General features: G+C 56.3%; 27 protein-coding genes and 1 other annotated feature. Of the genes, 11 read left to right on the top strand and 16 right to left on the bottom strand.

From position 1 onward, the window contains the following. Window positions 1-273: 273 nt before the first annotated feature. From hemP to OWK27_RS17060, 6 genes are all read left to right on the top strand, one after another. Entirely contained in the window at window positions 274-462 is a 189-nt protein-coding gene (gene hemP / locus OWK27_RS17085; RefSeq protein ID WP_148419024.1) for a hemin uptake protein HemP, read from the top strand. Between the two features lie 75 nt (window positions 463-537). Next, window positions 538-2520 (top strand): TonB-dependent hemoglobin/transferrin/lactoferrin family receptor, encoded by a 1983-nt coding sequence (locus OWK27_RS17080; protein ID WP_267590829.1) that lies wholly within the window; start codon window positions 538-540, stop codon window positions 2518-2520. 35 nt (window positions 2521-2555) lie between these two features. Continuing rightward, on the top strand, window positions 2556-3584 hold the full coding sequence (gene chuS / locus OWK27_RS17075; protein WP_267590828.1) for a hematinate-forming heme oxygenase ChuS: 1029 nt from the start codon (window positions 2556-2558) through the stop codon (window positions 3582-3584). Next, the gene (locus tag OWK27_RS17070; RefSeq protein WP_267590827.1) at window positions 3581-4399 is read left to right on the top strand and encodes a heme/hemin ABC transporter substrate-binding protein; all 819 of its coding nucleotides are present in this window, start codon (window positions 3581-3583) and stop codon (window positions 4397-4399) included. Before chuS ends, OWK27_RS17070 begins: the two co-directional genes overlap by 4 nt. Continuing rightward, window positions 4399-5391, top strand: coding sequence for a FecCD family ABC transporter permease (locus tag OWK27_RS17065; RefSeq protein WP_267590826.1), 993 nt, complete (start codon window positions 4399-4401; stop codon window positions 5389-5391). The genes OWK27_RS17070 and OWK27_RS17065 overlap by 1 nt, the downstream gene beginning before the upstream one ends. Continuing rightward, window positions 5384-6163, top strand: coding sequence for a heme ABC transporter ATP-binding protein (locus tag OWK27_RS17060; protein ID WP_267590825.1), 780 nt, complete (start codon window positions 5384-5386; stop codon window positions 6161-6163). The genes OWK27_RS17065 and OWK27_RS17060 overlap by 8 nt, the downstream gene beginning before the upstream one ends. Here the strand turns inward: OWK27_RS17060 and selO are convergent. From selO to OWK27_RS17035, 5 genes are all read right to left on the bottom strand, one after another. Beyond that, a complete protein-coding gene (selO, locus tag OWK27_RS17055; protein WP_267590824.1) occupies window positions 6160-7602 on the bottom strand; it encodes a protein adenylyltransferase SelO in 1443 nt (480 codons plus the stop codon). The two genes, OWK27_RS17060 and selO, sit on opposite strands and share 4 nt — an antisense overlap. 61 nt (window positions 7603-7663) lie before the next feature. Further along, complete coding sequence (locus OWK27_RS17050) at window positions 7664-8377, bottom strand: EAL domain-containing protein (RefSeq protein ID WP_148419038.1); 714 nt, start codon at window positions 8375-8377, stop codon at window positions 7664-7666. Between the two features lie 292 nt (window positions 8378-8669). Next, complete coding sequence (locus tag OWK27_RS17045) at window positions 8670-9134, bottom strand: C40 family peptidase (RefSeq protein WP_148419040.1); 465 nt, start codon at window positions 9132-9134, stop codon at window positions 8670-8672. 72 nt (window positions 9135-9206) lie between these two features. Further along, window positions 9207-9962 (bottom strand): vitamin B12 ABC transporter ATP-binding protein BtuD, encoded by a 756-nt coding sequence (gene btuD, locus OWK27_RS17040; protein WP_267590823.1) that lies wholly within the window; start codon window positions 9960-9962, stop codon window positions 9207-9209. After that, window positions 9962-10513, bottom strand: a complete 552-nt coding sequence (locus OWK27_RS17035) for a glutathione peroxidase (RefSeq protein ID WP_148419044.1) — start codon at window positions 10511-10513, stop codon at window positions 9962-9964. The genes btuD and OWK27_RS17035 overlap by 1 nt, the downstream gene beginning before the upstream one ends. A gap of 226 nt (window positions 10514-10739) precedes the next feature. Here OWK27_RS17035 and OWK27_RS17030 point away from each other — a divergent pair, with 226 nt between their 5' ends. Beyond that, window positions 10740-11066 carry a nitroreductase gene (locus tag OWK27_RS17030; protein WP_267590822.1) on the top strand — a complete coding sequence of 109 codons (327 nt, stop codon included), beginning with the start codon at window positions 10740-10742 and terminating at the stop codon, window positions 11064-11066. A 21-nt stretch (window positions 11067-11087) separates the two neighbouring features. Here OWK27_RS17030 and btuC read toward each other — a convergent pair whose 3' ends face one another. From btuC to thrS, 9 genes are all read right to left on the bottom strand, one after another. After that, window positions 11088-12068 (bottom strand): vitamin B12 ABC transporter permease BtuC, encoded by a 981-nt coding sequence (gene btuC, locus OWK27_RS17025; RefSeq protein WP_267590834.1) that lies wholly within the window; start codon window positions 12066-12068, stop codon window positions 11088-11090. Window positions 12069-12171: 103 nt separating this feature from the next. After that, entirely contained in the window at window positions 12172-12471 is a 300-nt protein-coding gene (gene ihfA / locus OWK27_RS17020; protein ID WP_003857805.1) for an integration host factor subunit alpha, read from the bottom strand. Window positions 12472-12475: 4 nt separating this feature from the next. Continuing rightward, complete coding sequence (gene pheT, locus OWK27_RS17015) at window positions 12476-14863, bottom strand: phenylalanine--tRNA ligase subunit beta (protein WP_267590821.1); 2388 nt, start codon at window positions 14861-14863, stop codon at window positions 12476-12478. Window positions 14864-14878: 15 nt separating this feature from the next. Further along, window positions 14879-15862, bottom strand: coding sequence for a phenylalanine--tRNA ligase subunit alpha (gene pheS / locus OWK27_RS17010; protein WP_033145275.1), 984 nt, complete (start codon window positions 15860-15862; stop codon window positions 14879-14881). Between the two features lie 62 nt (window positions 15863-15924). After that, window positions 15925-16049: a sequence feature (Phe leader region), on the bottom strand. Continuing rightward, window positions 16000-16044, bottom strand: a complete 45-nt coding sequence (pheM, locus tag OWK27_RS17005; protein WP_001386830.1) for a pheST operon leader peptide PheM — start codon at window positions 16042-16044, stop codon at window positions 16000-16002. Its footprint overlaps the feature before it by 45 nt. Window positions 16050-16165: 116 nt before the next feature. Beyond that, window positions 16166-16522: a 50S ribosomal protein L20 gene (rplT, locus tag OWK27_RS17000; RefSeq protein ID WP_000124850.1), complete on the bottom strand. Its 357-nt coding sequence runs from the start codon at window positions 16520-16522 to the stop codon at window positions 16166-16168. Window positions 16523-16572: 50 nt separating this feature from the next. Beyond that, complete coding sequence (gene rpmI / locus OWK27_RS16995) at window positions 16573-16770, bottom strand: 50S ribosomal protein L35 (protein ID WP_001124225.1); 198 nt, start codon at window positions 16768-16770, stop codon at window positions 16573-16575. Window positions 16771-16867: 97 nt separating this feature from the next. After that, entirely contained in the window at window positions 16868-17410 is a 543-nt protein-coding gene (gene infC / locus OWK27_RS16990) for a translation initiation factor IF-3 (RefSeq protein WP_023616141.1), read from the bottom strand. Between the two features lie 3 nt (window positions 17411-17413). Continuing rightward, window positions 17414-19342 (bottom strand): threonine--tRNA ligase, encoded by a 1929-nt coding sequence (gene thrS, locus OWK27_RS16985; RefSeq protein WP_267590820.1) that lies wholly within the window; start codon window positions 19340-19342, stop codon window positions 17414-17416. A 323-nt stretch (window positions 19343-19665) separates the two neighbouring features. On the opposite strand from thrS, the gene yncL reads away from it, so the two are divergent. Then, window positions 19666-19758: a stress response membrane protein YncL gene (gene yncL / locus OWK27_RS16980; protein WP_071785204.1), complete on the top strand. Its 93-nt coding sequence runs from the start codon at window positions 19666-19668 to the stop codon at window positions 19756-19758. A 98-nt stretch (window positions 19759-19856) separates the two neighbouring features. After that, window positions 19857-19964, top strand: a complete 108-nt coding sequence (gene yniD, locus OWK27_RS16975) for a small membrane protein YniD (protein WP_003857815.1) — start codon at window positions 19857-19859, stop codon at window positions 19962-19964. 188 nt (window positions 19965-20152) lie between these two features. Here yniD and OWK27_RS16970 read toward each other — a convergent pair whose 3' ends face one another. Together OWK27_RS16970 and OWK27_RS16965 are read right to left on the bottom strand one after the other, a co-directional pair. Continuing rightward, window positions 20153-20377, bottom strand: coding sequence for a hypothetical protein (locus tag OWK27_RS16970; RefSeq protein ID WP_267590819.1), 225 nt, complete (start codon window positions 20375-20377; stop codon window positions 20153-20155). A 259-nt stretch (window positions 20378-20636) separates the two neighbouring features. Then, complete coding sequence (locus OWK27_RS16965) at window positions 20637-21395, bottom strand: DUF481 domain-containing protein (RefSeq protein ID WP_148419055.1); 759 nt, start codon at window positions 21393-21395, stop codon at window positions 20637-20639. A 296-nt stretch (window positions 21396-21691) separates the two neighbouring features. Here OWK27_RS16965 and pfkB point away from each other — a divergent pair, with 296 nt between their 5' ends. Beyond that, the gene (pfkB, locus tag OWK27_RS16960) at window positions 21692-22624 is read left to right on the top strand and encodes a 6-phosphofructokinase II (protein WP_148419188.1); all 933 of its coding nucleotides are present in this window, start codon (window positions 21692-21694) and stop codon (window positions 22622-22624) included. A gap of 92 nt (window positions 22625-22716) precedes the next feature. Continuing rightward, window positions 22717-23007 (top strand): type V toxin-antitoxin system endoribonuclease antitoxin GhoS, encoded by a 291-nt coding sequence (gene ghoS / locus OWK27_RS16955; protein ID WP_242173168.1) that lies wholly within the window; start codon window positions 22717-22719, stop codon window positions 23005-23007. The last annotated feature ends 58 nt before the right edge of the window (window positions 23008-23065 follow it).

Genomic DNA, 23065 nt, shown 5'->3' with positions numbered 1-23065 from the left:
GGTGGTACAGCACGAAAGTGGGGGTGATCGACCTGAAGAAAAAGTCGATCACCATGGGTAAAGGATGTTAAAAAGTGTTCACCATGTCCCCGAACACCTGTCTACCATGTCCCCGGACCGTACAGGGAGAGGGAGAAGGGTGAGGGCATCAGGCCGCATCTCTTCCCCCCAAATTTGATCCCGTCACACAATTTTCACAAAAATGCTTGCTGTGAAAATACAGTTTATTGATAATGATTATCATTGTTACATTGATTGTTATTTATAAACATTATGTCACCCACAGATAACAGCACGGCAACGCAACCTAAAGCACACACAGCGCCATCCCCTGCTCCCGGCGATCGCCGCATCGACAGTAAGAGCCTGCTCGGTGAAGCGGGCCGGGTGATTATCGAGCATGACGGGCAACACTATCTGTTGCGCCAGACCAATGCCGGAAAGCTTATTCTGACTAAATAAACCAGAACAACCTTCGCCAGCCACCCAGGTGATCCCCAGGCAGCCAGCGCTTTTCAATTCTTATGGAGAGTTGCTATGCCACACCTGCAATCCGCGTCTTTACGCCCGTCGCTTCTGGCGCTGGCGATTGTCAGCACCCTGCCGGGCGTTGCGTCTGCCGCCGCGGACGATATCACCGTAACCGCCACCGGCAACGCCCGCAGCGCCTTTGAAGCCCCGATGATGGTGAGCGTCATCGACGCCACCGCGCCGGAAAACCAGACCACCAGCTCTGCCGCCGACCTGCTGCGCAGGGTACCCGGCCTGACGCTGGACGGCACCGGGCGCACTAACGGCCAGGACGTCAACCTCAGGGGCTACGACCGCCGCGGCGTGCTGGTGCTGGTAGACGGCGTGCGCCAGGGCACCGATACCGGACACCTGAACAGCACGTTCCTTGACCCGGCGCTGATCAAACGTATCGAGGTGGTGCGCGGCCCTTCCGCGCTGCTGTACGGCAGCGGCGCGCTGGGAGGCGTGATTTCCTATGACACCGCCGACGCCAGCGATCTGCTGGAAACTGGCAAAAACAGCGGCTACCGCGTATTCGGGACCGGCGCGACGGGCGATCGCAGCATCGGGATGGGGGCCAGCGCCTATGGCCGCACCGACACGCTGGACGGGCTGGTCTCCTGGTCCAGCCGCGATCGCGGCGACATTCGCCAGAGCGACGGCGCGACCGCGCCAAACGACGAGTCCATTAACAATATGCTGGCGAAGGGAAGCTGGAAAATCGATCCGGCCCAGACGCTGAGCGGCTCGCTGCGCTACTACAACAACGACGCGCGGGAGCCGAAAAACCCGCAAACCACGGACGCCAGCAGCAGTAACCCGATGACCGATCGCTCTACTATCCAGCGCGATGCCCAGCTTGGCTACCGCATCGCCCCGGCCGGAAACGAGTGGCTGAACGCCGATGCGAAAATTTACTGGTCCGAAGCGCGGATTAACGCCCAGAACATCGACAGCAGCGGCGAGTTCCGCAAGCAGACCACCAAAGGCGGCAAAGTGGAAAACCGCACCCGCCTGTTCAGCGACTCCTTCGCCTCGCACCTTCTGACCTACGGGGGCGAATACTACCGTCAGGAACAACGCCCCGGCGGCGCGACAACCGGCTTCCCGGACGCGAAGATCGACTTCAGCTCCGGCTGGCTGCAGGATGAGATCACCCTTCGCGATCTGCCGGTCACGCTTCTCGGCGGTACGCGTTACGACAACTACCGAGGCAGCAGCGACGGTTACGCCGACGTGAACGCGGATAAGTGGTCGTCGCGCGCCGGGATAACCGTGAGCCCTGCCGACTGGCTGATGCTGTTCGGCTCTTACGCGCAGGCCTTCCGCGCGCCGACCATGGGCGAAATGTATAACGACTCGAAGCACTTCTCTATTGGCAGCTTCTACACCAACTACTGGGTGCCAAACCCGAACCTGCGTCCTGAAACCAACGAAACCCAGGAGTTCGGTTTTGGGCTGCGCTTCGACGACCTGATGCTTGCCAACGACGCGCTGGAGTTCAAAGCCAGCTACTTCGACACCAAAGCGAAAGATTACATCTCCACCACCGTCAATTTTGCGGCGGCCACGACCATGTCCTATAACGTGCCTGACGCCAAAATATGGGGCTGGGACATGATGGCGACCTACTCGACCGACCTGTTCAACCTCGACGTGGCCTACAACCGCACGCGCGGCAAGGACACCGGCACGGGCGAGTATATCTCCAGCATTAACCCGGACACCGTTACCAGCAAGCTGGACGTTCCGGTGGCGCAAAGCGGCTTCTCCGTGGGCTGGATCGGCACCTTCGTCGAACGCTCCACGCACGTCAGCAGCAGCTACAGCGAGCAGCCGGGCTATGCGGTGAACGATTTCTACGTCAGCTATAAAGGCCAGCAGCAGTTCAAAGGTATCACCACCACCCTCGTGCTGGGGAACGCCTTTGACAAAGCCTACTGGTCACCGCAGGGCATCCCGCAGGATGGCCGCAACGGCAAGATCTTCGTCAGTTATCAATGGTAATTCCCTTCGGGGCAACGATTCAGAAGGATAAGACAATGAGTCACTACACACGCTGGCTTGAGCTAAAAGAAGCGCATCCGGGTAAGTACGCGCGCGACATCGCCGGTTTGATGAACATCCGCGAAGCGGAGCTGGCCCGGGCGCGCGTCGGCCACGACGCCTGGCGGCTGCGCGGTGAAACGCGCGACATTCTGGCTGCGCTGGAGTCCGTGGGCGAAACAAAGTGCATCTGCCGTAACGAATACGCCGTTCACGAACAGGTCGGGGCGTTTACTAACCAGCATCTTGGCGGCCATGCCGGGCTGGTGCTGAACCCGCGCGCGCTGGATCTGCGTTTGTTCCTCAACCAGTGGGCGAGCGCGTTTCATCTCAGCGAAACGACCCCGCGCGGCGAACGTCAGAGCATTCAGTTCTTCGATCGTCAGGGCGACGCTTTGCTGAAGGTCTACGCCACGGATAACACTGACCTGTCCGCCTGGGGCGACGTGCTGACCCGCTTTATCTTTGCCGATAACCCCGCGCTGGAGCTGAAAGCGGCCGACGCCCCCGCTCACGCGGAACGGGCCGATGCGGGCACGGTGGAGAAAGAGTGGCGCGCCATGACCGACGTGCACCAGTTCTTCACCCTGCTCAGGCGCCACAACCTGAGTCGCCAGCAGGCGTTTCGCCTGGTGAGCGACGACCTGGCCTGTAAGGTAGAGAACGGCGCGCTGGCACAGCTGCTGGAGGCGGCGCGGCGAGACGGTAACGAGATCATGATCTTTGTCGGCAACCGCGGCTGCGTGCAGATCTTCACCGGCGCGGTGGAAAAACTGGTCCCGATGAAGGGCTGGCTGAACATCTTCAACCCAACCTTTACCCTCCATCTGCTTGAGGAGACTATCGCGGAGACCTGGGTGACGCGCAAGCCCACGGCGGACGGTCACGTCACCAGCCTGGAGCTGTTTGCTGCGGATGGTACGCAAATCGCACAGCTGTACGGACAGCGTACCGAAGGCGATCCGGAGCAAAGCCAGTGGCGCAGCCAGATCGACGCCCTGACGCCAGAAGGGCTGGCCGCATGAAAAAATGGTTTGCCCTGCTCTTCGCCCTGCCGCTGGCCGCCGTCGCCGCGCCGGAGCGAATCGTCGCCCTTGGCGGCGACGTGACGGAGATCGTCTATGCCCTCGGCGCGGCGTCTTCCCTGGTTGCGCGCGACAGCACCAGCCGGTGGCCGCAGGCGGCGGACGCGCTACCTGACGTGGGCTATCTGCGCCAGCTCAATGCGGAAGGCATTTTATCCGTGCGCCCGACGCTGGTGCTGGCGAGCGACCAGGCACAGCCGTCCCTGGCGCTTAAGCAGGTAGAACAGAGCCGCGTCAGGGTGGTCACCGTACCCGGTCGTCCTGACCTGAGCGTGATTGACGAGAAGGTGCGGGTCATTGCTCAGGCGACGCACCGGGAGCAGCAGGGTGAAGCCCTGCGCGGCTCGCTGCGTCAGGAGATGGCGGCGCTGCCGTCATCGCCGCTCAACAAGCGCGTGCTGTTTATCCTCAACCACGGCGGGATGACCGCGATGGCTGCCGGGCAACAGACCGGCGCGGATGCGGCAATACGTGCCGCCGGGTTGCAGAACGCCATGCAGGGCTTTAGCCGCTATCAGCCGCTTTCGCAGGAGGGCGTAATCGCCAGCCGGCCGGATCTGGTGGTAATTTCGCAGGACGGCGTTAACGCCCTGGGCGGTGAAGAGAATCTGTGGAAGTTACCCGGCCTGGCGCAAACCCCGGCAGGACGTCACCGGCAGGTGCTGGCGATTGATGACATGGCGCTGCTCGGCTTTAGCGTGCGCACGCCGCAAGCCATTCAGCAGCTGCGCGCCAGAGCGGAGCAACTGCCCTGATGTCGCGGCGCGTTACGCTATCCCTGTGGCTGCTGGCGGCGTTGCTCACCGTCATGACCTTCACGGCCACGGGGTTTGGCGCGTTACGCCTGCCGGCGAACGTGCTGTGGAGCGGCAGCGACGAGACGCTGCGCCAGATCTGGCTGACCATTCGCCTGCCCCGCGTGCTGCTGGCGCTGGTGATTGGCGGGTCGCTGGCGCTGGCGGGGTGCGTGATGCAGGGGCTGTTTCGCAATCCGCTGGCCGACCCGGGCCTGCTCGGGATCAGCAGCGGCGCGGCGCTGGCCGTCGCCCTGTGGGTGGTTCTCCCGCTCTCGCTGCCCGCGCTGGTCATGCTTTACGCTCCCATGCTGGCGGCATTCATTGGGGCGCTGGCGGCCACAGGGGCGATCTTCCTGCTCAGCCAGCAGCGTCATAGCTCCCTGTCTCGCCTGCTGCTGGTGGGTATCGCCATCAATGCCCTGTGCGGTGCGGCCGTGGGCGTGCTTTCGTGGGTCAGCAATGACGCTCAGCTTCGTCAGCTTTCGCTCTGGGGTATGGGCAGCCTCGGCCAGGCGCAGTGGTCAACGCTGCTGGCCGTGACCTCGCTGATGGTGCCTGCCGCTCTGGCGATCTGGCGCTGTGCCGGCGCGTTAAACCTCCTCCAGCTCGGCGAAGAGGAAGCACATTACCTTGGCGTGGACGTTGCGGTGGTGCAGCGGATCTTGCTGCTGTGCAGCGCCCTGCTGGTAGCCGCTGCTGTCGCCGTCAGCGGGGTAATCGGCTTTGTCGGGCTGGTGGTGCCGCACCTGATGCGCATGTGGCTGGGTGCCGATCACCGCGCTACCGTTCCCGGCGCGGTGCTTGCCGGCGCTATTCTGCTGCTGGTGGCCGATACGGTCGCGCGCACCCTGGTGGCTCCGGCTGAAATGCCCGTCGGCCTGCTCACCAGCATTCTCGGTGCGCCCTGGTTTCTGTGGTTGATTTTCCGTCGTGGAGGGCAGCATGGCTGAACGTTATGCGGCTGAAAACCTGACGTTCTCCCTGTCCGGAAGCACGCTGGTTGAGAACGTCTCGCTGTCACTATCGCAAGGAGAGCTGGTTACGCTGATTGGGCCTAACGGCGCGGGGAAATCCACGCTGCTGCGGCTGCTGACCGGCTACCTGAAGCCCACCAGCGGGGGCTGTTCGCTGGCGGGGAAAGCCCTCGGCCAATGGGATCCGCAAACCCTGTCCCGCTACCGGGCGGTGATGCGTCAGCAGACGCAGCTTGGCTTTGACTGGCAGGTGGAGGCGGTAGTCGGAATGGGCCGCGCGCCCTGGACGCGTTATCCTGAGCCAGAGATCGTGCGTGAGGTGATGCTCCTGACCGGCTGTATGCCGCTGGCCGGCAGACGCTATCATGCCCTCTCGGGCGGCGAGCAGCAGCGCGTCCAGCTGGCCCGCGCGCTGGCGCAGCTGTGGCGTGACGGCACGCCCCGCGGCTGGCTGTTTCTCGATGAACCCACCTCGGCGCTGGATCTCTACCACCAGCAGCACCTGCTGCGCCTGCTGAAATCGCTGACCGGGCAGGGCAATCTCCACGCCTGCGTGGTGCTGCACGACCTCAATCTTGCCGCGCTATGGGCGGATCGGATCCTGCTGTTGCACGACGGACGGATCGTCTCCCGGGGAACGCCGGAGGCGGTTTTGCAGGCCGACGCGCTGGCCCGGTGGTACGGTGCGCAGGTGCACGTCAGCAAACATCCGACGCACGCCGCGCCGCAGGTTTTCCTCGCGCCCTAGCTTGAGCAGCTCACCTCCAGCCGCTTGCCCCAGTCCGGCGGGCGGCTGACGTAGTCATCATCCCGGTCGGCAAACGGCGTGCGCAGCGCGATGTGCAGCCGGTGCAGCTCGGCATAATCCCCCCGCTCCGCCTGCTCGATTGCTCGCTGCGCCAGCCAGTTACGCAACACCATCGCCGGGTTCACCGCCTTCATCTGCGTCTGGCGGACGTCATCTTCAATTTGTTCCTGCTGCAAACGCGCGCGGTAGGCGGCAAACCAGTCGTCAAACGCCTGCCTGTCGATGAACTCGTCGCGCAGCGGCGAGGCGGCGCTCTGCTGCATGGTCTGGCTGAGCATGCGGAAGGTGCGGGTATAGTCGCTGCCCTCGCGCGCCATCAGCGCAAACAGCCCGTTCAGCAACTCGTTATCGCCTTTTTCCTGGGTCATGAGCCCCAGCTTGCTGCGCATCAGCGCGCCGTATTCCCGCAGTAAAACCTCCTGATAGCCGTCGAGGGCATCGTTCAGGGCATCGACGTCGATAAACGGCGACAGGCTTTGCGCAAGACGCTGGAGGTTCCACAGCCCCACCGCGGGCTGATTGTCGAAACGGTAACGTCCCTGATAATCCGAGTGGTTACAGACGTAGCCCGGCTGATAGTCATCAAGGAAGCCGTACGGACCGTAGTCAAACGTCAGCCCCAACAGGGACATATTGTCCGTATTCATTACGCCGTGCGCAAAGCCGACGGCCTGCCAGCGGGCAATCATCCTGGCGGTGCGCGCGACGATATCGCGGAACCAGGCAACGTAGCGGTCCGGTTCGTTTTGCAGCTGCGGCCAGTGGCGGCGAATGGCGTAATCGGCAAGCTGGCGAACCTTGTCCGGCTCCCGGCGGTAGTAGAAGTGTTCAAAATGGCCGAAGCGCAGGTGGCTCCCGGCAACGCGGATCAGCATCGCCCCCTGCTCCATCGTCTCGCGGGCAACCGGAGTATCGCTGGTGACAATCGACAGCGCCCGTGAGGTGGGGATCCTCAGCGCGTGCATCGCCTCGGAGGCCAGCCCTTCGCGGATGGTGGAACGCAGCACCGCGCGGCCGTCGCCCATGCGGGAATACGGGGTAAGACCTGCGCCCTTCAGGTGCCAGTCAAGCGTGTCGCCGTTCGGGAGTAACTGTTCGCCCAGCAGGATCCCCCGGCCGTCGCCGAGTTGCCCTGCCCAGACGCCAAACTGATGTCCGCTATACACCTGGGCCAGCGGCTTCATGCCCGGAAGCAGCGTTTCGCCGCCCCAGACGCCGGCGCCCTTTTCCGGCTGAAAAAGCGCCGAAGGGATACCGAGCGAGTCCGCTAACGCATCGTTATGCCAGATCAGGCGCGCGTTCTGTAAGGGCGTTGGCTTAAGCGCGGTGTAGAAGCCGGGTAGTTCATCGTGCCAGTGGGCAGTAAAAGACAGGGTCATAAGTCCTCCTGCTTTAAGTGTAGAGGGTTTCCCTGAACGTAAACACGGGCGAAGAAAGGGGTTATTGCTGTACGAGGGTGGTAACCCGCTCTGCCGGGACGGCAGGCCACAGGGTTCCCTGCATGGCGTCAAAATTGAAGGGCAGCACGCGCTGTAATATGCCGTGCTCGTCAATACCCGCGACCATTACCGACTGACAATGCGGCGCGATTTGCCAGAGAATGGCGCGCATAAACGGTTCAAAAGAGAGCGCCGACACGCGCTGCTGGATAAAATTCTTATCCAGAATGACCCGCCTGAACAAACCATCATAAACCGGCTTCAGGGATGCAGCTCCGGCACCAAAGTTAGCCAGCACTAAGGGGAAATGGATCGCCATTCTTGCTAGGTCGGGATCGTCTTTCCCGTTATTTAAACCTGGATAGTTCTCATTAACAGTAAACTCAAGAAATGGATAACGTTCAAGAATTGAAACAACGTTCCCATTAGTTAATAAAAATTCAACAGTTGCAGGTGTAATATTGATCCATGCAATTAACTGATGCTGAATAAAAAATAGCTTACAGGTATCGAGTAATTGTAGTTTTTCCTGAAACAGGGCTAATTCATCTTCCTTAGAAAGATGCGGGATAACCAGTTCAGTAGGGATCCGCACGTCCGTACCTACGCCAGTAAAGTTAACCACGATTTCTAAACCTTTAAGCAAACCTGCACTATCACGCGCCGGAAGCAGTAAAAGTTCAGACTGGTAAGCATTATCTAGCGTAATTATCATCGCGCTCGCCCTGCATTAAAGATGAGAGAGTACATCCTGAAGCAATTGCAGGCACAATTCCACTGTCTTGATTTTAATAAGATTAGTTTCATTCTTTCCGTATTAATTTTCAGATTTTTCCCTGAATCTAAAATAATTTTATCCTGGAAAGTGAATAATAGCCAGTTTTAGATAAAACAGGCACTTACCAGGGTAAATAATTTGGCACAAATTTTACTTTAATCTTACTGCGAGAAAAGCCTGGCGCTTTTATTCACCACCAGGCTCGCAGCAGCTGCATCGCTTTCACCGGTTAAATACGTCTGGCCTGCCAGAAGTTTTTTCGCCAGTAAACATTATCGAGAGAGGAGCGTATCACGCCGCGGCTGGTTGAGGCGTGAATGAACTGGTTGTCGGTATCATAAATGCCCACATGCAGGCCATTTTCACCGGAGCCTGTTTTAAAGAAGACCAGATCGCCGGGCAGGAGCTCGTCTTTATCAATTTCGGTGCCGATTTCCGCCTGCATCCGCGTTTCACGCGGCAGCTGTAAATCAAATTTATCGCGGAAGGTCATCAGCACGAAGCCCGAGCAGTCCACCCCGCCCCGGCTCATGCCGCCGTAACGATAGGGTGTACCGCGCCAGTTGCTGAGCTGATCGTTCAGGCTGGCAATGACCGTTATGGAATCGGAAAGCCGCGGGTTAGGCGGAGGGGCACGATGGCTACTGCATCCCGCCAGAAATAGCGCGCCAACAAGGAGAAACCAGAATCGCATTTCAGACGAATCCTCTGCTTTTTTTATTCTTTCGGTAATTTAGCGTGCATCTATGCCGCTGTGCAAGGAGGGTCACTCCTGAGCCGTGGAAATGAGCATCCTGTGTCCCTCAATATCCAGCCTCCGGAACGACATGTGATAGGCGCTCGCCAGATTGGGCGGGGTCAGCACGCTGTCCCGCGCCCCGCTGGCAATCAGCCTGCCGCGCGCCAGCAGCCACACCCGATGCGCGTGGCGCAGGGTATGGTTTAAATCGTGGCTGCTCATCACAATGGTCATGCCCTTGCGGCAGAGCGCGCCGAGCAGGGTATCCAGCGCCGCCTGCTGGGCAACATCCAGCCCGCTCATCGGCTCGTCCAGCAGCAGCAAGCGCCCGTGAGGATTCCCCGCCGGATGGACCTGAAGGATGACGGCGGCCAGCCGCACGCGCTGCCACTCACCGCCGGAAAGCCGGCTGGCCTGACGGGTGAGTTTGTCGTCTAACCCGAGCGCCGCAGCAACCTCGTTGAGCAATGCCACCTGATGCTTATCGTGAAGATGCAGCGTCAGGTAGTGCCAGACGGGCATCGCAAAGGGCGCTACCTGCTGCTGTACCAGGTAGCTTCGACGGGTAGCGAGTGAGGCGGGCTGCCATTCAACGAGAGATTGCCCGAGAAAGGTAATCTCCCCCTGCCCGGAGGTTAACCCCGCCATACGCGCCAGCAGCGTGCTTTTCCCTGCGCCGTTTGGCCCAACCAGGTGAAGAATTTCACCTGCGTTGACCGTAGCGGTAACAGGCTCAAGACGTCCCTTGTCGGCAACGTCTGTGAGCTGCATCAGCAGCGTCATTATTTCGCCAGCGCCAGCTTGATAGATTCCATCACGATAGGATCTTCAGGGGTCATGTCAGGTGAAAAACGCTGAACCACCTGCCCGTCGCGACCAATCAGGAATTTTTCGAAGTTCCACAGAATATCGTCCGGATAGAGCGGCGCGCGGCCTTTACTCGCCATACGCTCATAGAAGCCGCTCTCTTCCGGCGCGACGGCGGCTGGCGCAGCGGCCACCAGTTTGGCATACAGGGGATGACGATTGTCGCCATTCACGTCAATCTTGCTGAACATCGGGAACGTCACGCCATAGGTGGTGCTGCAAAAGGTCTTAATCTCCTCTTCGCTGCCGGGCTCCTGCCCCAGAAACTGGTTGCACGGGAAACCCAGCACGCAAAAGCCGTCTTTCTCCCAGGCTTTATGAATATTTTCCAGCTGTTCATACTGCGGCGTGAGACCACATTTCGACGCCACGTTAACGATGAGCAACACCTTGCCTTTGTAGCCTTCCAGCGTGGTTTTCTCACCGTCAATGGTGGTCACTTCGGTATTCAGAATATCAGACTGCATAGCATGCCCTCAGGTTGACTTACGGGGTGTGTTTTAACGTCCAGCTTTTAATAGTAGTCAGATTAAAGCCTGACTCCATAATTCTTTTATCAATCATAATTTTACATGAAAACCAATTAATTAGCTGCATTTCTGTCGGAGAAGGCCCGCGAGACAGGGCAAAAATCGCGCCTGGTCAGGCTATGATATCATTCTGGATACTTATAACTTTAAAAGGTGAGCCCGAATGACAAAGACCTTTACGCCTGAGCAAATTGACATTATCAATCGTATTGTCTTCGACCATATCGATAAAATGAGTGAGGAAGTAACTAGCCTTATTGAAAAAACAGAGAAAGACGCACACCGGGAACTGTCGGATCGCGGCATTGATATGGCTGATTTTTATCCTGCCAATCAGCCGTTTTTAATGATGACACTCGTACAAAAACTGATAGACCGGGTGCACTGTGGCAATAAGGATCTTGCTCAAAAAATAATAACGATGGAAGCGAAAAGGCTTAACGTCAGCGTAAGCGTCGATGCCGATAAATCAGGCGTATCGGGGAGCTAATTAGAGTAAATATCATTCCGTTCAGCGACCAGCCTTTAAAAGTAGCCAGATAAAGACCGGCGCGCCCAGCGTTGCGGTCACTACGCCGATCGGCAGCTCTGCGGCCGTCAGGGCGAGCCGGGCGATGATGTCGGCAATCAGGAGCGTTGCCGCCCCGGCAATCGCCGAGGACGGGAGCAGGGTTCGGTGGTCCGTAATGCCACACAGGCGCAGCATATGCGGGATCACCAGCCCGATAAAGCCAATCGCGCCCGCCAGCGCCACGCTGACCCCAACCATCCAGCCGATGGCGACAACCAGCACGTTGCGCCAGAATCCAATCGGCATCCCGAGCTGGCGGGCAGACGTTTCGCCCAGCGCCAGAATATTAAGCGGCTGCGCCTGAAGCGCCGTCCACAGGATCACCGGGATCAGAAGCGCCATCAGCCACCCCTGACGCCAGTCAACGCCACCAAAGCCGCCCATCATCCAGTACATCAGCTGGCGCAGGTCAAATGAGGTTGAAAAGTAGACGGCCCAGGTCATCAGCGCGCTACAGATGATCCCCAGCGCGACCCCGGCCAGCAGCAGCCGGCTGGTTGATAAGTGACGTCGGGCAAAGCGCAGGAGAATGACGGTGATCAGCAGCGCCCCGAGAATGGCGCTTAGGCTAATGCCCCAGGAGGAGAGCTCTCCTCCCCCCAGCATTACGGCGGCGATAAGCCCGACGCCAGCCCCATTCGAGACGCCGAGTAGCCCGGGCTCCGCCAGCGGGTTTTCGAACAACGCCTGCATGATCGTGCCGCACAGCGCCAGCGCCGCGCCGACCAGAATGACGGCCAGCGTCCGCGGCAGGCGGATCTGCCAGACAAAGAGCTGCCCGTCTGGGGTAAACCAGCGTTCCGGCCCCAGCCACCGATCGCCCGCGCACAGGCTGACCGTGGTGGCGATAATCAACAGCATCCCGAGCAGAGACAGGCGGTAGAGATCGGAGCGGCGCTGGCGACAGGCAAGATCAAGCATAGGCGACAGGTTATCAGATTGAGATATCATTGATTTTACGGCGGGTTTAGCAAATAGCGCAAAGAAAAAAGGCCGCGTGGGCGGCCTTTTTAGTTAGTTCATATTACTCTGCTTTGGGCGTTGCGTTTTCGACACGGCTTTTCAACTTCTGGCCGGGTCTGAAGGTCACCACGCGGCGGGCTGTAATGGGAATATCTTCCCCCGTCTTCGGGTTACGGCCCGGACGTTGGTTTTTGTCTCGCAAATCAAAATTGCCAAAACCGGAGAGTTTTACCTGCTCACCATTTTCCAGAGCACGACGGATCTCTTCGAAAAACAGCTCTACCAGCTCTTTGGCATCCCGTTTGCTAAGCCCAAGCTTATCAAACAGATATTCTGACATTTCAGCTTTTGTAAGCGCCATAGGTTCAATCCCTCAATGATGCCTGGAATCGCTCTTTTAATGCCTCTACACATTTGGCGACGGTAGCGGCAATCTCCTCTTCTTCGAGTGTACGGCTGGTATCCTGAAGGATAAGGCTAATAGCGAGGCTCTTGAAACCTTCTGCTACGCCCTTGCCGCGGTACACGTCAAATAAGTTTACGCCAACTACCTGATTTACGCCAACTTTCTTACATTCGGCCAAAATATCTGCTGCGGGCACGTTTTCAGCGACCACAACCGCGATATCACGGCGGTTTGCCGGGAAGCGCGAGACGTCCTGCGCCTGAGGAATAACGCGGTCTGCGACCGGGCTCCACTCCAGCTCGAACACGATGGTACGGCCGTTGAGGTCCAGCTTACGTTCCAGCTCAGGATGCACAACGCCAATGAAACCAACACGTTTGCCGTCTAAATAAATCGCCGCGCTCTGGCCCGGATGCAGGGCCGGAATCGCTTCTGCGCGGAATTCAATTTCAGATAATTTACCGGTCAGATCGAGGATTGATTCCAGATCGCCCTTCATATCGTAGAAATCAACCGTGCCTTTTGCCAGATCCCAGTGCTCTTCGTAGCGGTTACCGCTGATTGCGCCGGCCAGCATGAGATCCTGACGGATGCCCAAATTAGCCTGAGTATCCGGTACAAAGCGCAAGCCGCTTTCGAAAATGCGTACGCGGTTTTGCTGACGATTCTGGTTGTAAACGATGGTGCCCAGCAGGCCCGTCCACAGGGAGAGGCGCATCGCTGACATCTCGCTGGAGATTGGGCTTGGCAGGATCAGGGCTTCCTGACCCGGGTGGATCAGCTGCTGAAGCTTAGGATCCACGAAGCTGTAGGTGATCACTTCCTGGTAGCCTTTGTCGTTCAGCATGGTTTTCACACGCTTCAGGGACAGATCGGCTTCGCGATGGGTGCCCATCACCAGACCCGCCTGCACCGGCTCGTCGGGAATGTTGTTGTAGCCGTATACGCGGGCCACCTCTTCCACCAGGTCTTCTTCGATCTCCATGTCGAAACGCCAGGACGGCGCTACGGCCTTCCACTCGTCCTGACCTTCGGTCACGTCGCACCCCAGACGCGTCAGAATGTCGGTCACCTGCGCATCGGCAACGTGATGGCCAATCAGGCGATCCAGCTTGCTGCGGCGCAGGGTGATGGTCGCACGCTTCGGCAGCGTCGCTTCGTTAGTGACGTCGATAACCGGACCGGCTTCACCGCCGCAGATGTCGATCAGCAGGTGAGTCGCTCGCTCCATCGCTTTATATTGCAGCGCCGGGTCAACGCCACGCTCGTAGCGGTGAGAGGCATCCGTGTGCAGGCCATGACGACGCGCGCGGCCGGTGATGGAGAGCGGGCTGAAGAACGCGCATTCCAGCAGGACGTTTTGCGTCTCGTCGTTGACGCCAGAGTGCTCGCCACCGAAGATACCGCCCATCGCCAGCGCTTTGTTGTGGTCCGCAATAACCAGCGTATCGGCGCTCAGTTTCGCTTCGCTGCCGTCCAGCAGCACCAGGGTTTCGCCCTCTTTCGCCATGCGAACTACAATACCGCCTTCGATACGATCCTTATCGAACGCGTGCATCGGCTGACCCAGCTCCAGCAGAACGTAGTTGGTCACGTCAACGACGGCGTCGATAGAGCGGATACCGCAGCGACGCAGCTTTTCTTTCATCCACAGCGGGGTTGGCGCCTTAACGTTAATGCCTTTCACCACGCGACCGAGATAGCGCGGGCAGGCATCAACGGCGTCGACCTGAATTGGCAGCGTGTCGCTGATGGTGGCCGCAACCGGAGCGATCTCCGGCACGTTCAGCTCGGTCTGGTTCAGCACGGCAACGTCGCGCGCCACGCCGATAATGCCTAAGCAGTCGGCACGGTTTGGCGTAACGCTGATTTCGATGGTGTTGTCATCAAGCTTCAGGTACTCACGAATATCGGTGCCGATCGGCGCATCCAGCGGCAGCTCAATAATGCCGTTGTGATCGTCGGAAATCCCCAGCTCGGAGAAGGAGCACAGCATGCCCTCAGACGGCTCGCCGCGCAGCTTCGCCGCTTTGATTTTGAAATCGCCAGGCAGCACGGCGCCGACGGTCGCCACGGCCACCTTCAGGCCCTGACGGCAGTTTGGCGCGCCGCAGACGATATCCAGCAGGCGATCGCCACCCACATTTACTTTGGTGACGCGCAGCTTGTCGGCGTTAGGGTGCTGGCCGCACTCAACCACTTCACCCACGACTACGCCGGTGAAGGCGCCAGAAACCGGATCGACACCGTCAACTTCCAGACCCGCCATGGTGATCTGGTTGGAGAGCGCTTCGCTGTCCAGCGTGGTGTTAACCCATTCGCGTAACCACAGTTCACTGAATTTCATTGTTCTGTCCTGCCCTTATTTAAACTGTTTGAGGAAACGCAGATCGTTTTCGAAGAATGCACGTAAATCGGTCACGCCGTAGCGCAGCATGGTCAGACGCTCCATGCCCATACCGAACGCAAAGCCGGAGTAAACTTCCGGATCGATACCCACGTTGCGCAGCACGTTTGGATGCACCATGCCGCAGCCCAGCACCTCCAGCCATTTACCGTTTTTACCCATGACGTCAACTTCCGCAGAGGGCTCAGTGAACGGGAAGTAGGACGGACGGAAGCGAACCTGCAAATCTTCCTCAAAGAAGTTGTTCAGGAAATCGTGCAGCGTGCCCTTCAGGTTGGTGAAGCTGATGTTTTTATCTACGATCAGACCTTCCATCTGGTGGAACATTGGGGTATGCGTCTGATCGTAGTCGTTACGGTACACGCGGCCCGGCGCGATGATGCGAATTGGTGGTTCCTGATCCTTCATGGTACGGATCTGAACGCCGGAGGTCTGGGTGCGCAGCAGACGGGTAGCGTCAAACCAGAAAGTGTCGTGGTCAGCACGTGCCGGATGATGGCCAGGGATGTTCAGGGCATCGAAGTTGTGGTAATCATCTTCAATTTCCGGGCCAGTCGCCACGGTAAAGCCGAGCTCACCGAAGAAACTTTCAATACGATCGATAGTACGCGTCACCGGATGCAGACCACCGTTTTCAATACGACGCCCCGGCAGAGAAACGTCGATCGTTTCTGCCGCCAGGCGCGCATTCAGTACCGCGCTTTCCAGCTCGGCTTTACGGGCGTTCAGCGCCTGCTGTACCTGCTCTTTGGCTTCGTTAATCACTGCACCTGCTGCCGGGCGCTCCTCTGCCGGCAGCTCACGCAGGGTTGTCATCTGAAGGGTCAGATGCCCTTTCTTGCCCAGATATTCGACGCGGACATTGTCTAACGCGGCAACATCTGAGGCCTGGTTAATGGCGGCCGTTGCACTGGCAACCAGCTCTGCGAGATGTGACATGGTTTTCCTCATTATGTCGGTGCAGACACCGAATTGTTGGACGTATTCTCTCAAATTCAGGCACAAAAAAAGCCTCCATCGGGAGGCTTATCTGGCGCTGTTTTTCGTTTCATCTTTCACGCGCTAGCCTCCTGAAGTCAGGTGCTAAAGTAAAAGAAGAAGCGGAAAATAGCAGCATTCATGCTTGCGTTACCTTGTGTGGTAAAAACCGTAAAGACCTTATTGAAAAGCCTGGACGGGTAAATGTCAATCTTCTGATCGGGTATATGAAAAGAGGGAGCAAAGCCCCCTCTTTCAACTGGCTTATGCCAGTGCTGCTTTCGCTTTTTCGACCAGAGCGGTGAACGCTACTTTGTCGAATACTGCGATGTCAGCCAGGATCTTACGGTCGATTTCAACAGAGGCTTTTTTCAGGCCGTTGATGAATTTGCTGTAAGAAATACCGTTCTGACGTGCTGCTGCGTTGATACGCGCAATCCACAGTTGACGGAACTGACGCTTACGCTGACGACGGTCACGGTAAGCGTACTGACCTGCTTTGATAACAGCCTGGAAGGCAACGCGGTATACGCGTGAACGCGCACCGTAGTAGCCTTTAGCTTGTTTCAAAATTTTCTTGTGACGTGCACGTGCAATTACACCACGTTTTACGCGAGCCATGTGTGCTCTCCTGTATCTATTCTAAGTTAAAAAAGTTAAACGTTAACGACTTATGCGTACGGCAGGCACGCGATGACCAGGCCCAGATCGCCTTTAGAAACCATGGCTTTTGGACGCAGGTGACGTTTACGCTTGGTAGCTTTCTTAGTCAGAATGTGACGCAGGTTAGCGTGCTTGTGCTTAAAACCACCTTTACCGGTTTTTTTGAAGCGCTTAGCAGCACCGCGTACGGTCTTAATTTTTGGCATTTTAATAACTTCCACTTCGCATTGTTAAATAAACGAAACATAGGCGAACAAAACCTATGGGGCCCTAAGGCTCCACAGATTTTGCTGCTTGAAGGCCTTACTGTTTCTTCTTAGGAGCGAGCACCATGATCATCTGGCGGCCTTCGATCTTCGTAGGGAAGGATTCGACTACTGCCAGTTCACTCAGATCGTCACGGACGCGGTTAAGCACTTCCATACCAATCTGTTGGTGGGCCATCTCACGACCGCGGAAACGCAGCGTGATCTTGGCCTTATCGCCATCTTCCAGAAAGCGAATCAGGCTGCGGAGTTTTACCTGATAATCGCCATCGTCGGTACCAGGACGGAATTTGATTTCCTTAACCTGGATAACTTTTTGCTTCTTCTTCTGTTCCTTAGAAGACTTACTCTTTTCATAAAGGAACTTGCCGTAGTCCATGATACGACAAACTGGCGGTTCGGCGTTAGGGCTGATTTCAACTAAATCTACTCCAGCTTCTTCAGCCTTTTCGATCGCTTCTCTCAGACTCACAATCCCCAGCTGCTCGCCTTCCAGACCTGTTAAGCGAACTTCCTGGGCGCGAATCTCGCCATTGATACGATTCGGACGTGCCGTTTGAACTCGTTTTCCGCCTTTAATACCTTATTCCTCCAGTTGTTGAAGACTGCGGCTGCGAATCTCTTGTTGCAGCTTCTCAATCACTTCACTTACGTCCAGGCTCCCCAGGTCTTTACCACGGCGGGTGCGAACGGCAACTTTGCCTGCTTCCACCTCTTTATCACCACAGACCAACATATACGGGACACGACGTAAAGTGTGCTCGCGGATTTTAAAGCCAATCTTCTCATTTCTCAAGTCTGCTTTTACGCGAATGCCCGCATTTTGTAGTTTCTGCGTCAATTCTTTAACGTAATCCGCCTGAGAATCGGTAATGTTCATCACGACTACCTGCACTGGCGCAAGCCAGGTTGGGAAGAAGCCGGCGAACTCTTCGGTCAGGATGCCAATGAAGCGCTCCAGTGAACCGAGAATTGCACGGTGAATCATAACCGGCACCTGACGCTCGTTGTCTTCGCCCACATAAGAGGCGCTTAAACGCTGCGGCAGAGAGAAGTCCAGCTGTACCGTTCCGCACTGCCATGCGCGATCGAGGCAGTCATACAGGGTAAATTCAATTTTCGGACCGTAGAATGCGCCCTCACCCAGCTGGTATTCAAACGGAATTCCGTTCTCTTCCAGCGCTACGGCGAGATCCGCCTCTGCGCGATCCCATGTCTCATCGCTACCGATACGTTTTTCCGGGCGCGTTGAGAGTTTGACGACGATTTTCTCGAAGCCAAAGGTGCTGTACATATCGTAGACCATACGAATACAGGCGTTAACTTCATCACGTACCTGATCTTCAGTACAGAAGATATGCGCATCATCCTGAGTAAAGCCACGAACGCGCATCAGACCGTGCAGCGCACCTGATGGCTCGTTACGGTGGCAGCTACCGAACTCCGCCATACGCAGCGGCAGGTCGCGGTAGGATTTCAGACCCTGGTTAAAGATCTGAACGTGGCCCGGGCAGTTCATTGGCTTGATGCAGTATTCACGGTTCTCAGACGAGGTGGTGAACATCGCATCTTTGTAGTTGTCCCAGTGGCCGGTTTTTTCCCACAGCACACGGTCCATCATGAACGGCCCTTTTACTTCCTGATACAGGTACTCTTTCAGCTTAGAGCGCACGAAGGTTTCCAGTTCACGGAAGATAGTCCAGCCGTCGTTATGCCAGAACACCATACCCGGCGCTTCTTCCTGCATGTGATACAGGTCAAGCTGCTTACCGATTTTACGGTGGTCACGCTTAGCCGCCTCTTCCAGGCGCTGCAGGTACGCGTTCAGGGCTTTCTTATCAGCCCACGCGGTACCATAGATACGCTGCAACATTTTGTTGTTGCTGTCGCCACGCCAGTAAGCGCCTGCGATCTTCATCAGCTTAAAGTGATGGCAGAAGCGCATATTCGGCACGTGCGGTCCACGGCACATGTCGACGTATTCCTGATGATGGTACAAGCCAGGCTTGTCATCATGAGCGATGTTCTCATCGAGAATAGAGACTTTATAGCTCTCGCCACGCTTCACGAAGGTTTCACGCGCTTCGTGCCAGCTGACTTTCTTCTTGATGACGTCATAGTTCGTTTCGGCGAGCTCGTGCATACGTTTTTCGAGCGCGTCGATGTCTTCCTGGGTCAGGGTATGGTCAAGGTCAACGTCGTAGTAGAAACCGTTGTCGATAACCGGGCCGATCGCCATTTTGGTGTTTGGCCACAGCTGCTTGATAGCATGACCTAACAGGTGCGCGCAGGAGTGACGAATGATCTCCAGACCTTCTTCGTCTTTCGCAGTGATGATTGCGAGCGTCGCATCGCTTTCAATCAGATCGGACGCGTCAACCAGCTCACCATTCACGCGGCCAGCAATGGTCGCTTTCGCGAGACCGGGACCGATGTCCAGGGCAACATCCATTGGGCTTACAGCGCGATCGAAATGGCGTTGGCTGCCATCAGGAAGAGTAATTACAGGCATTTTATATCCTTATTTGCAGTGATGCCCCACACATAAGAGCATATACAAAGAAAATAATCGTGATTAAACAGTAGATTACGAAACCATCTGACCAACAATCGTCAAATTGGTTCGTCATCCTGCACCTGCCGATTTCAGAATAATGCGGATTTACGGCACGCAGCGTAATGGTAACACTATTGACAAGGCGAATGCACCTTCTGCGACCGTTTTGAACCTCTCAACCTTCTGTATGAGCGGGGGAACTTTCGCTGCCAGATGCTCGCATTCCGAAAGTGCTGAGCTATCCTTGAACATGTCCTTAAACATCCAGGGGTGATGACATGAATGTATCCAGCAGAACCGTTGTGATATTAAATCTTCTTTCCGCTGCCGGTCTGGTATTGATCCTGGCCGACAGATTTCACTGGTTCTGAATCAGACCGGTGATCTGGCATAGCCTGCTGTCCAGGGTAAAGCGCATTTTGGCGCTTAATTTGGTAGACTAAGGGTCTCAACTGACAAGGATTAGGTTATGCCTACTAAACGATTTGCCGTTAAGCACTGGAAAATGGTCGTGGTATTAATTGCTATTTGCGGCGCGATGCTGCTGCTGCGCTGGGCCGCGATGATCTGGGGCTGATATAGCCAGCAAAGAAGAAGCGTATACGGTTATCGTAACGCGAAACGTAAACAGGTGGTAAATTTCCTGTATATATAGTAACTATCTTTACGCTATTACCACGTGTAAAAACCGGTACGTCTTCATCCGGTTTTCCACAGGCTGTAATATTGATGAATATTCAACAACAGTCTGGCAGTTAACAGGGATCAGGACCACTCACCCGCCACCAGCTTATGTACATCAAACGCATCTTTCATGGACTGGCCGGTAGACTGAGAGCCTGGAGCCATGTTTGAGCCGGCTTCAACATCCGAAGCTTTGACAATACCGGTTTGGCTGCTGGCAGGTTGCGTCATATTATCAGCAGCAAATACGCCAAATGAAAGTGCGGAAAGCACCATCGCTGCTGTAGCGGTTTTGAATTTTTTCATAATGATAATTCTCATACTAATTAATGCTGAAAAGCTTGAGGCGAGCTTTTGCCTGTGCTTTCAGTGTAGATCTGGATCACACTTTTTCCTAGTCAAATTATTTATCAATTCGTGTCAAATAAACTGAATAAGGCCTCAAGCGCATTATGGAAAAATAATAAAAATGAAAAAGGACCAGTTAATTTAAAACGCCGTTTATTATAAAACAGCACAGTTACTGAAAATAAAAAACGGGCCGGGATAGTCCGGCCCGTCGGAATTACATTTTATAGCCGAGAGAAAGCGTGGTTCTGCGATCGGTATGTTCCGGCGCAGAATCAGGCGGTGCAGAGTTCCAGGTCACGTTGTACGCCACCTTGAGGCCAAAGTGTTCGTTAATGGCCACGTTCAAAGCACTTTCAGAGTTTAGCGTCGTATCTTCAGCACCGAATACCGACACGCCCTGGGTGAATTTAGCGTTATCGGTCATCTGCCATGCGTAGGTGCCCGATGCGTAGCCCAGCGGCTGCGTTTCATCTTCGCCATTGGTGTACTCGTCGTAACGTACGCCCGGACCGAATTCAAAACGGAAGCTGTGCACTGGCCCGTTCAGGAACTGACGACCATAACCCGCGGTCGCGACATCGCGCTGGCGATAGCCATTGAAGCGGTCAGTCAGCCAACTCGCCTGTCCAAACAGGTAGTCATAATCGGTCATGTTGTAACGGCTACGTCCGCCCACCGCATATTTTTCAGATGAGCGCTCGTCGTTGGAGGACGTGTTGCTGGCATTCCCCCACAGCGACCAGGCGGTGGTATTGCCGTACCAGGTCAGGGTGCTGTCTGCGGTAAGGGAGGAGCTTTTCGTGTTACCGGATTGCGCCAGATAGCCCGCATTCAGGTTACCTTCAAAGGGTTTTTTGGCGGTGGAAGGATCGTCCATGACAGTAAAAACGGTATCATCGGCGGCTGCATTCAGTGACGCAAACACGCCACCCGCCAGCATCAGTGCTGCGGGTACTGTCTTCAAAAGCTTCATTTTATTTAAGGAGTCCGTACAACAAAAAAAGAGACCATCACGGTCTCGGAAACTTTCTTGAGGATCAATGACAAGGCGTCCAGAGAAAGGTAACAAATTATAAAAAGCCGCAAATAACATAGCAATGTTTTCTTATTTCATTTTTTGAATAAGAACGATCTCAAAACGCGTTTTATTTTATATGTCTGCCGCAGGGTTTTTGTCAGCATTCATATTTAAAATCATACTGTTATTTACGTTGCCTTCCTGGCGATCGGTGCCAGGCTTAAAAGAACCCATGCTAAAAGGAGGTAATGATGGCTTCAATTTATACGCTGACACTCTCCCCTTCCCTCGACTCCGCGACCATGACGCCGCAAATATACCCGGAAGGTAAGCTCCGCTGTAGCGCACCGGTGTTTGAACCGGGCGGCGGCGGCATTAACGTGGCGCGCGCCATTACGCATCTCGGCGGGAAAGCGACCGCCATCTTCCCCGCCGGCGGGGCGACGGGCGAGCATCTGGTGGCGCTGCTGGCGGATGAGCAGGTTGCGGTGGATACCGTAGACGCCCACGACTGGACCCGGCAAAACCTGCATGTTCACGTTGAATCCAGCGGCGAGCAGTATCGTTTCGTCATGCCGGGCGCAAAGCTGAGCGACGATGAGTTTCGTCAACTGGAAGAGAAAGTGCTGACTATTGAGAGCGGCTCGCTGCTGGTCATCAGCGGTAGCCTGCCGCCGGGCGTGAAAACTGAAAAGCTGACGGCGCTGATTAAGGCGGTACTCCAGCGCGGCATCCGCTGCATTGTCGATAGCTCAGGCGACGCCCTGCGGGCCGCGTTAGAACCCGGACAGCTGGAACTCGTTAAGCCCAACCAGAAAGAGCTGAGCGCGCTTGTTAATCGCGAACTGAACCAGCCTGATGACGTGCGTACCGCCGCAGAAGAGCTGGTACGCACCGGCAAAGCGCACCGCGTTGTGGTCTCTCTTGGTCCACAGGGGGCGCTGGCCGTCGATAAAACGGGTTTCGTGCAGGTCGTCCCGCCGCCAATGAAGAGCCAGAGCACCGTAGGCGCAGGTGACAGCATGGTCGGCGCGATGGCGCTGAAGCTGGCGCAGGGCGCGTCGCTGCTTGAAATGACGCGCTATGGCGTCGCGGCGGGGAGTGCAGCCACCATCAATCAGGGCACGCGGCTGTGTTCACTCGCGGATACCCAGAAAATCGTCGATTACCTGTCAAGAAGCTGAACGATCTTCCCCCTTCCGGCAGAGGGGGAAGTCGCTAAACAGGGCATATCGACTATGCTAAGAAAACTTTCAGGATAACAACGAGGTGAATTATGAGCAGTGGTGATATCACCCGCTACGTCGTAACCGTGAATATTCATGAGGCGTCGCTGACCGAACTGAATGAACTCAACAATGCGTTCACGCGCGCCAATTTTCAGCTTACGCTGACGGACGATGAAGGCAATATACACGACCTCGGCTCGCTGGCGTTTGGCCTGATAAGCCCGCTGAGCCAGGAAGAGGTGCAGGCGCTGGCCAGTACCCTGGTGGAAAGCGTCACCGACAAAAGCACGGAAATTGACGTGGATACCTGGGACAACTGGCATAAAAAAGAGCAATAAGTGCCCTGTTTAAAATTAAACCGCTCAGTTGTGCGTTAGTTCCTGTTTTTTTACAGCG

Source organism: Enterobacter cloacae complex sp. 2022EL-00788 (genome assembly GCF_026627565.1).
Taxonomy (GTDB): Bacteria; Pseudomonadota; Gammaproteobacteria; order Enterobacterales; family Enterobacteriaceae; genus Enterobacter; species Enterobacter pasteurii.
This window is presented reverse-complemented; position numbering and strand designations above follow the sequence as displayed.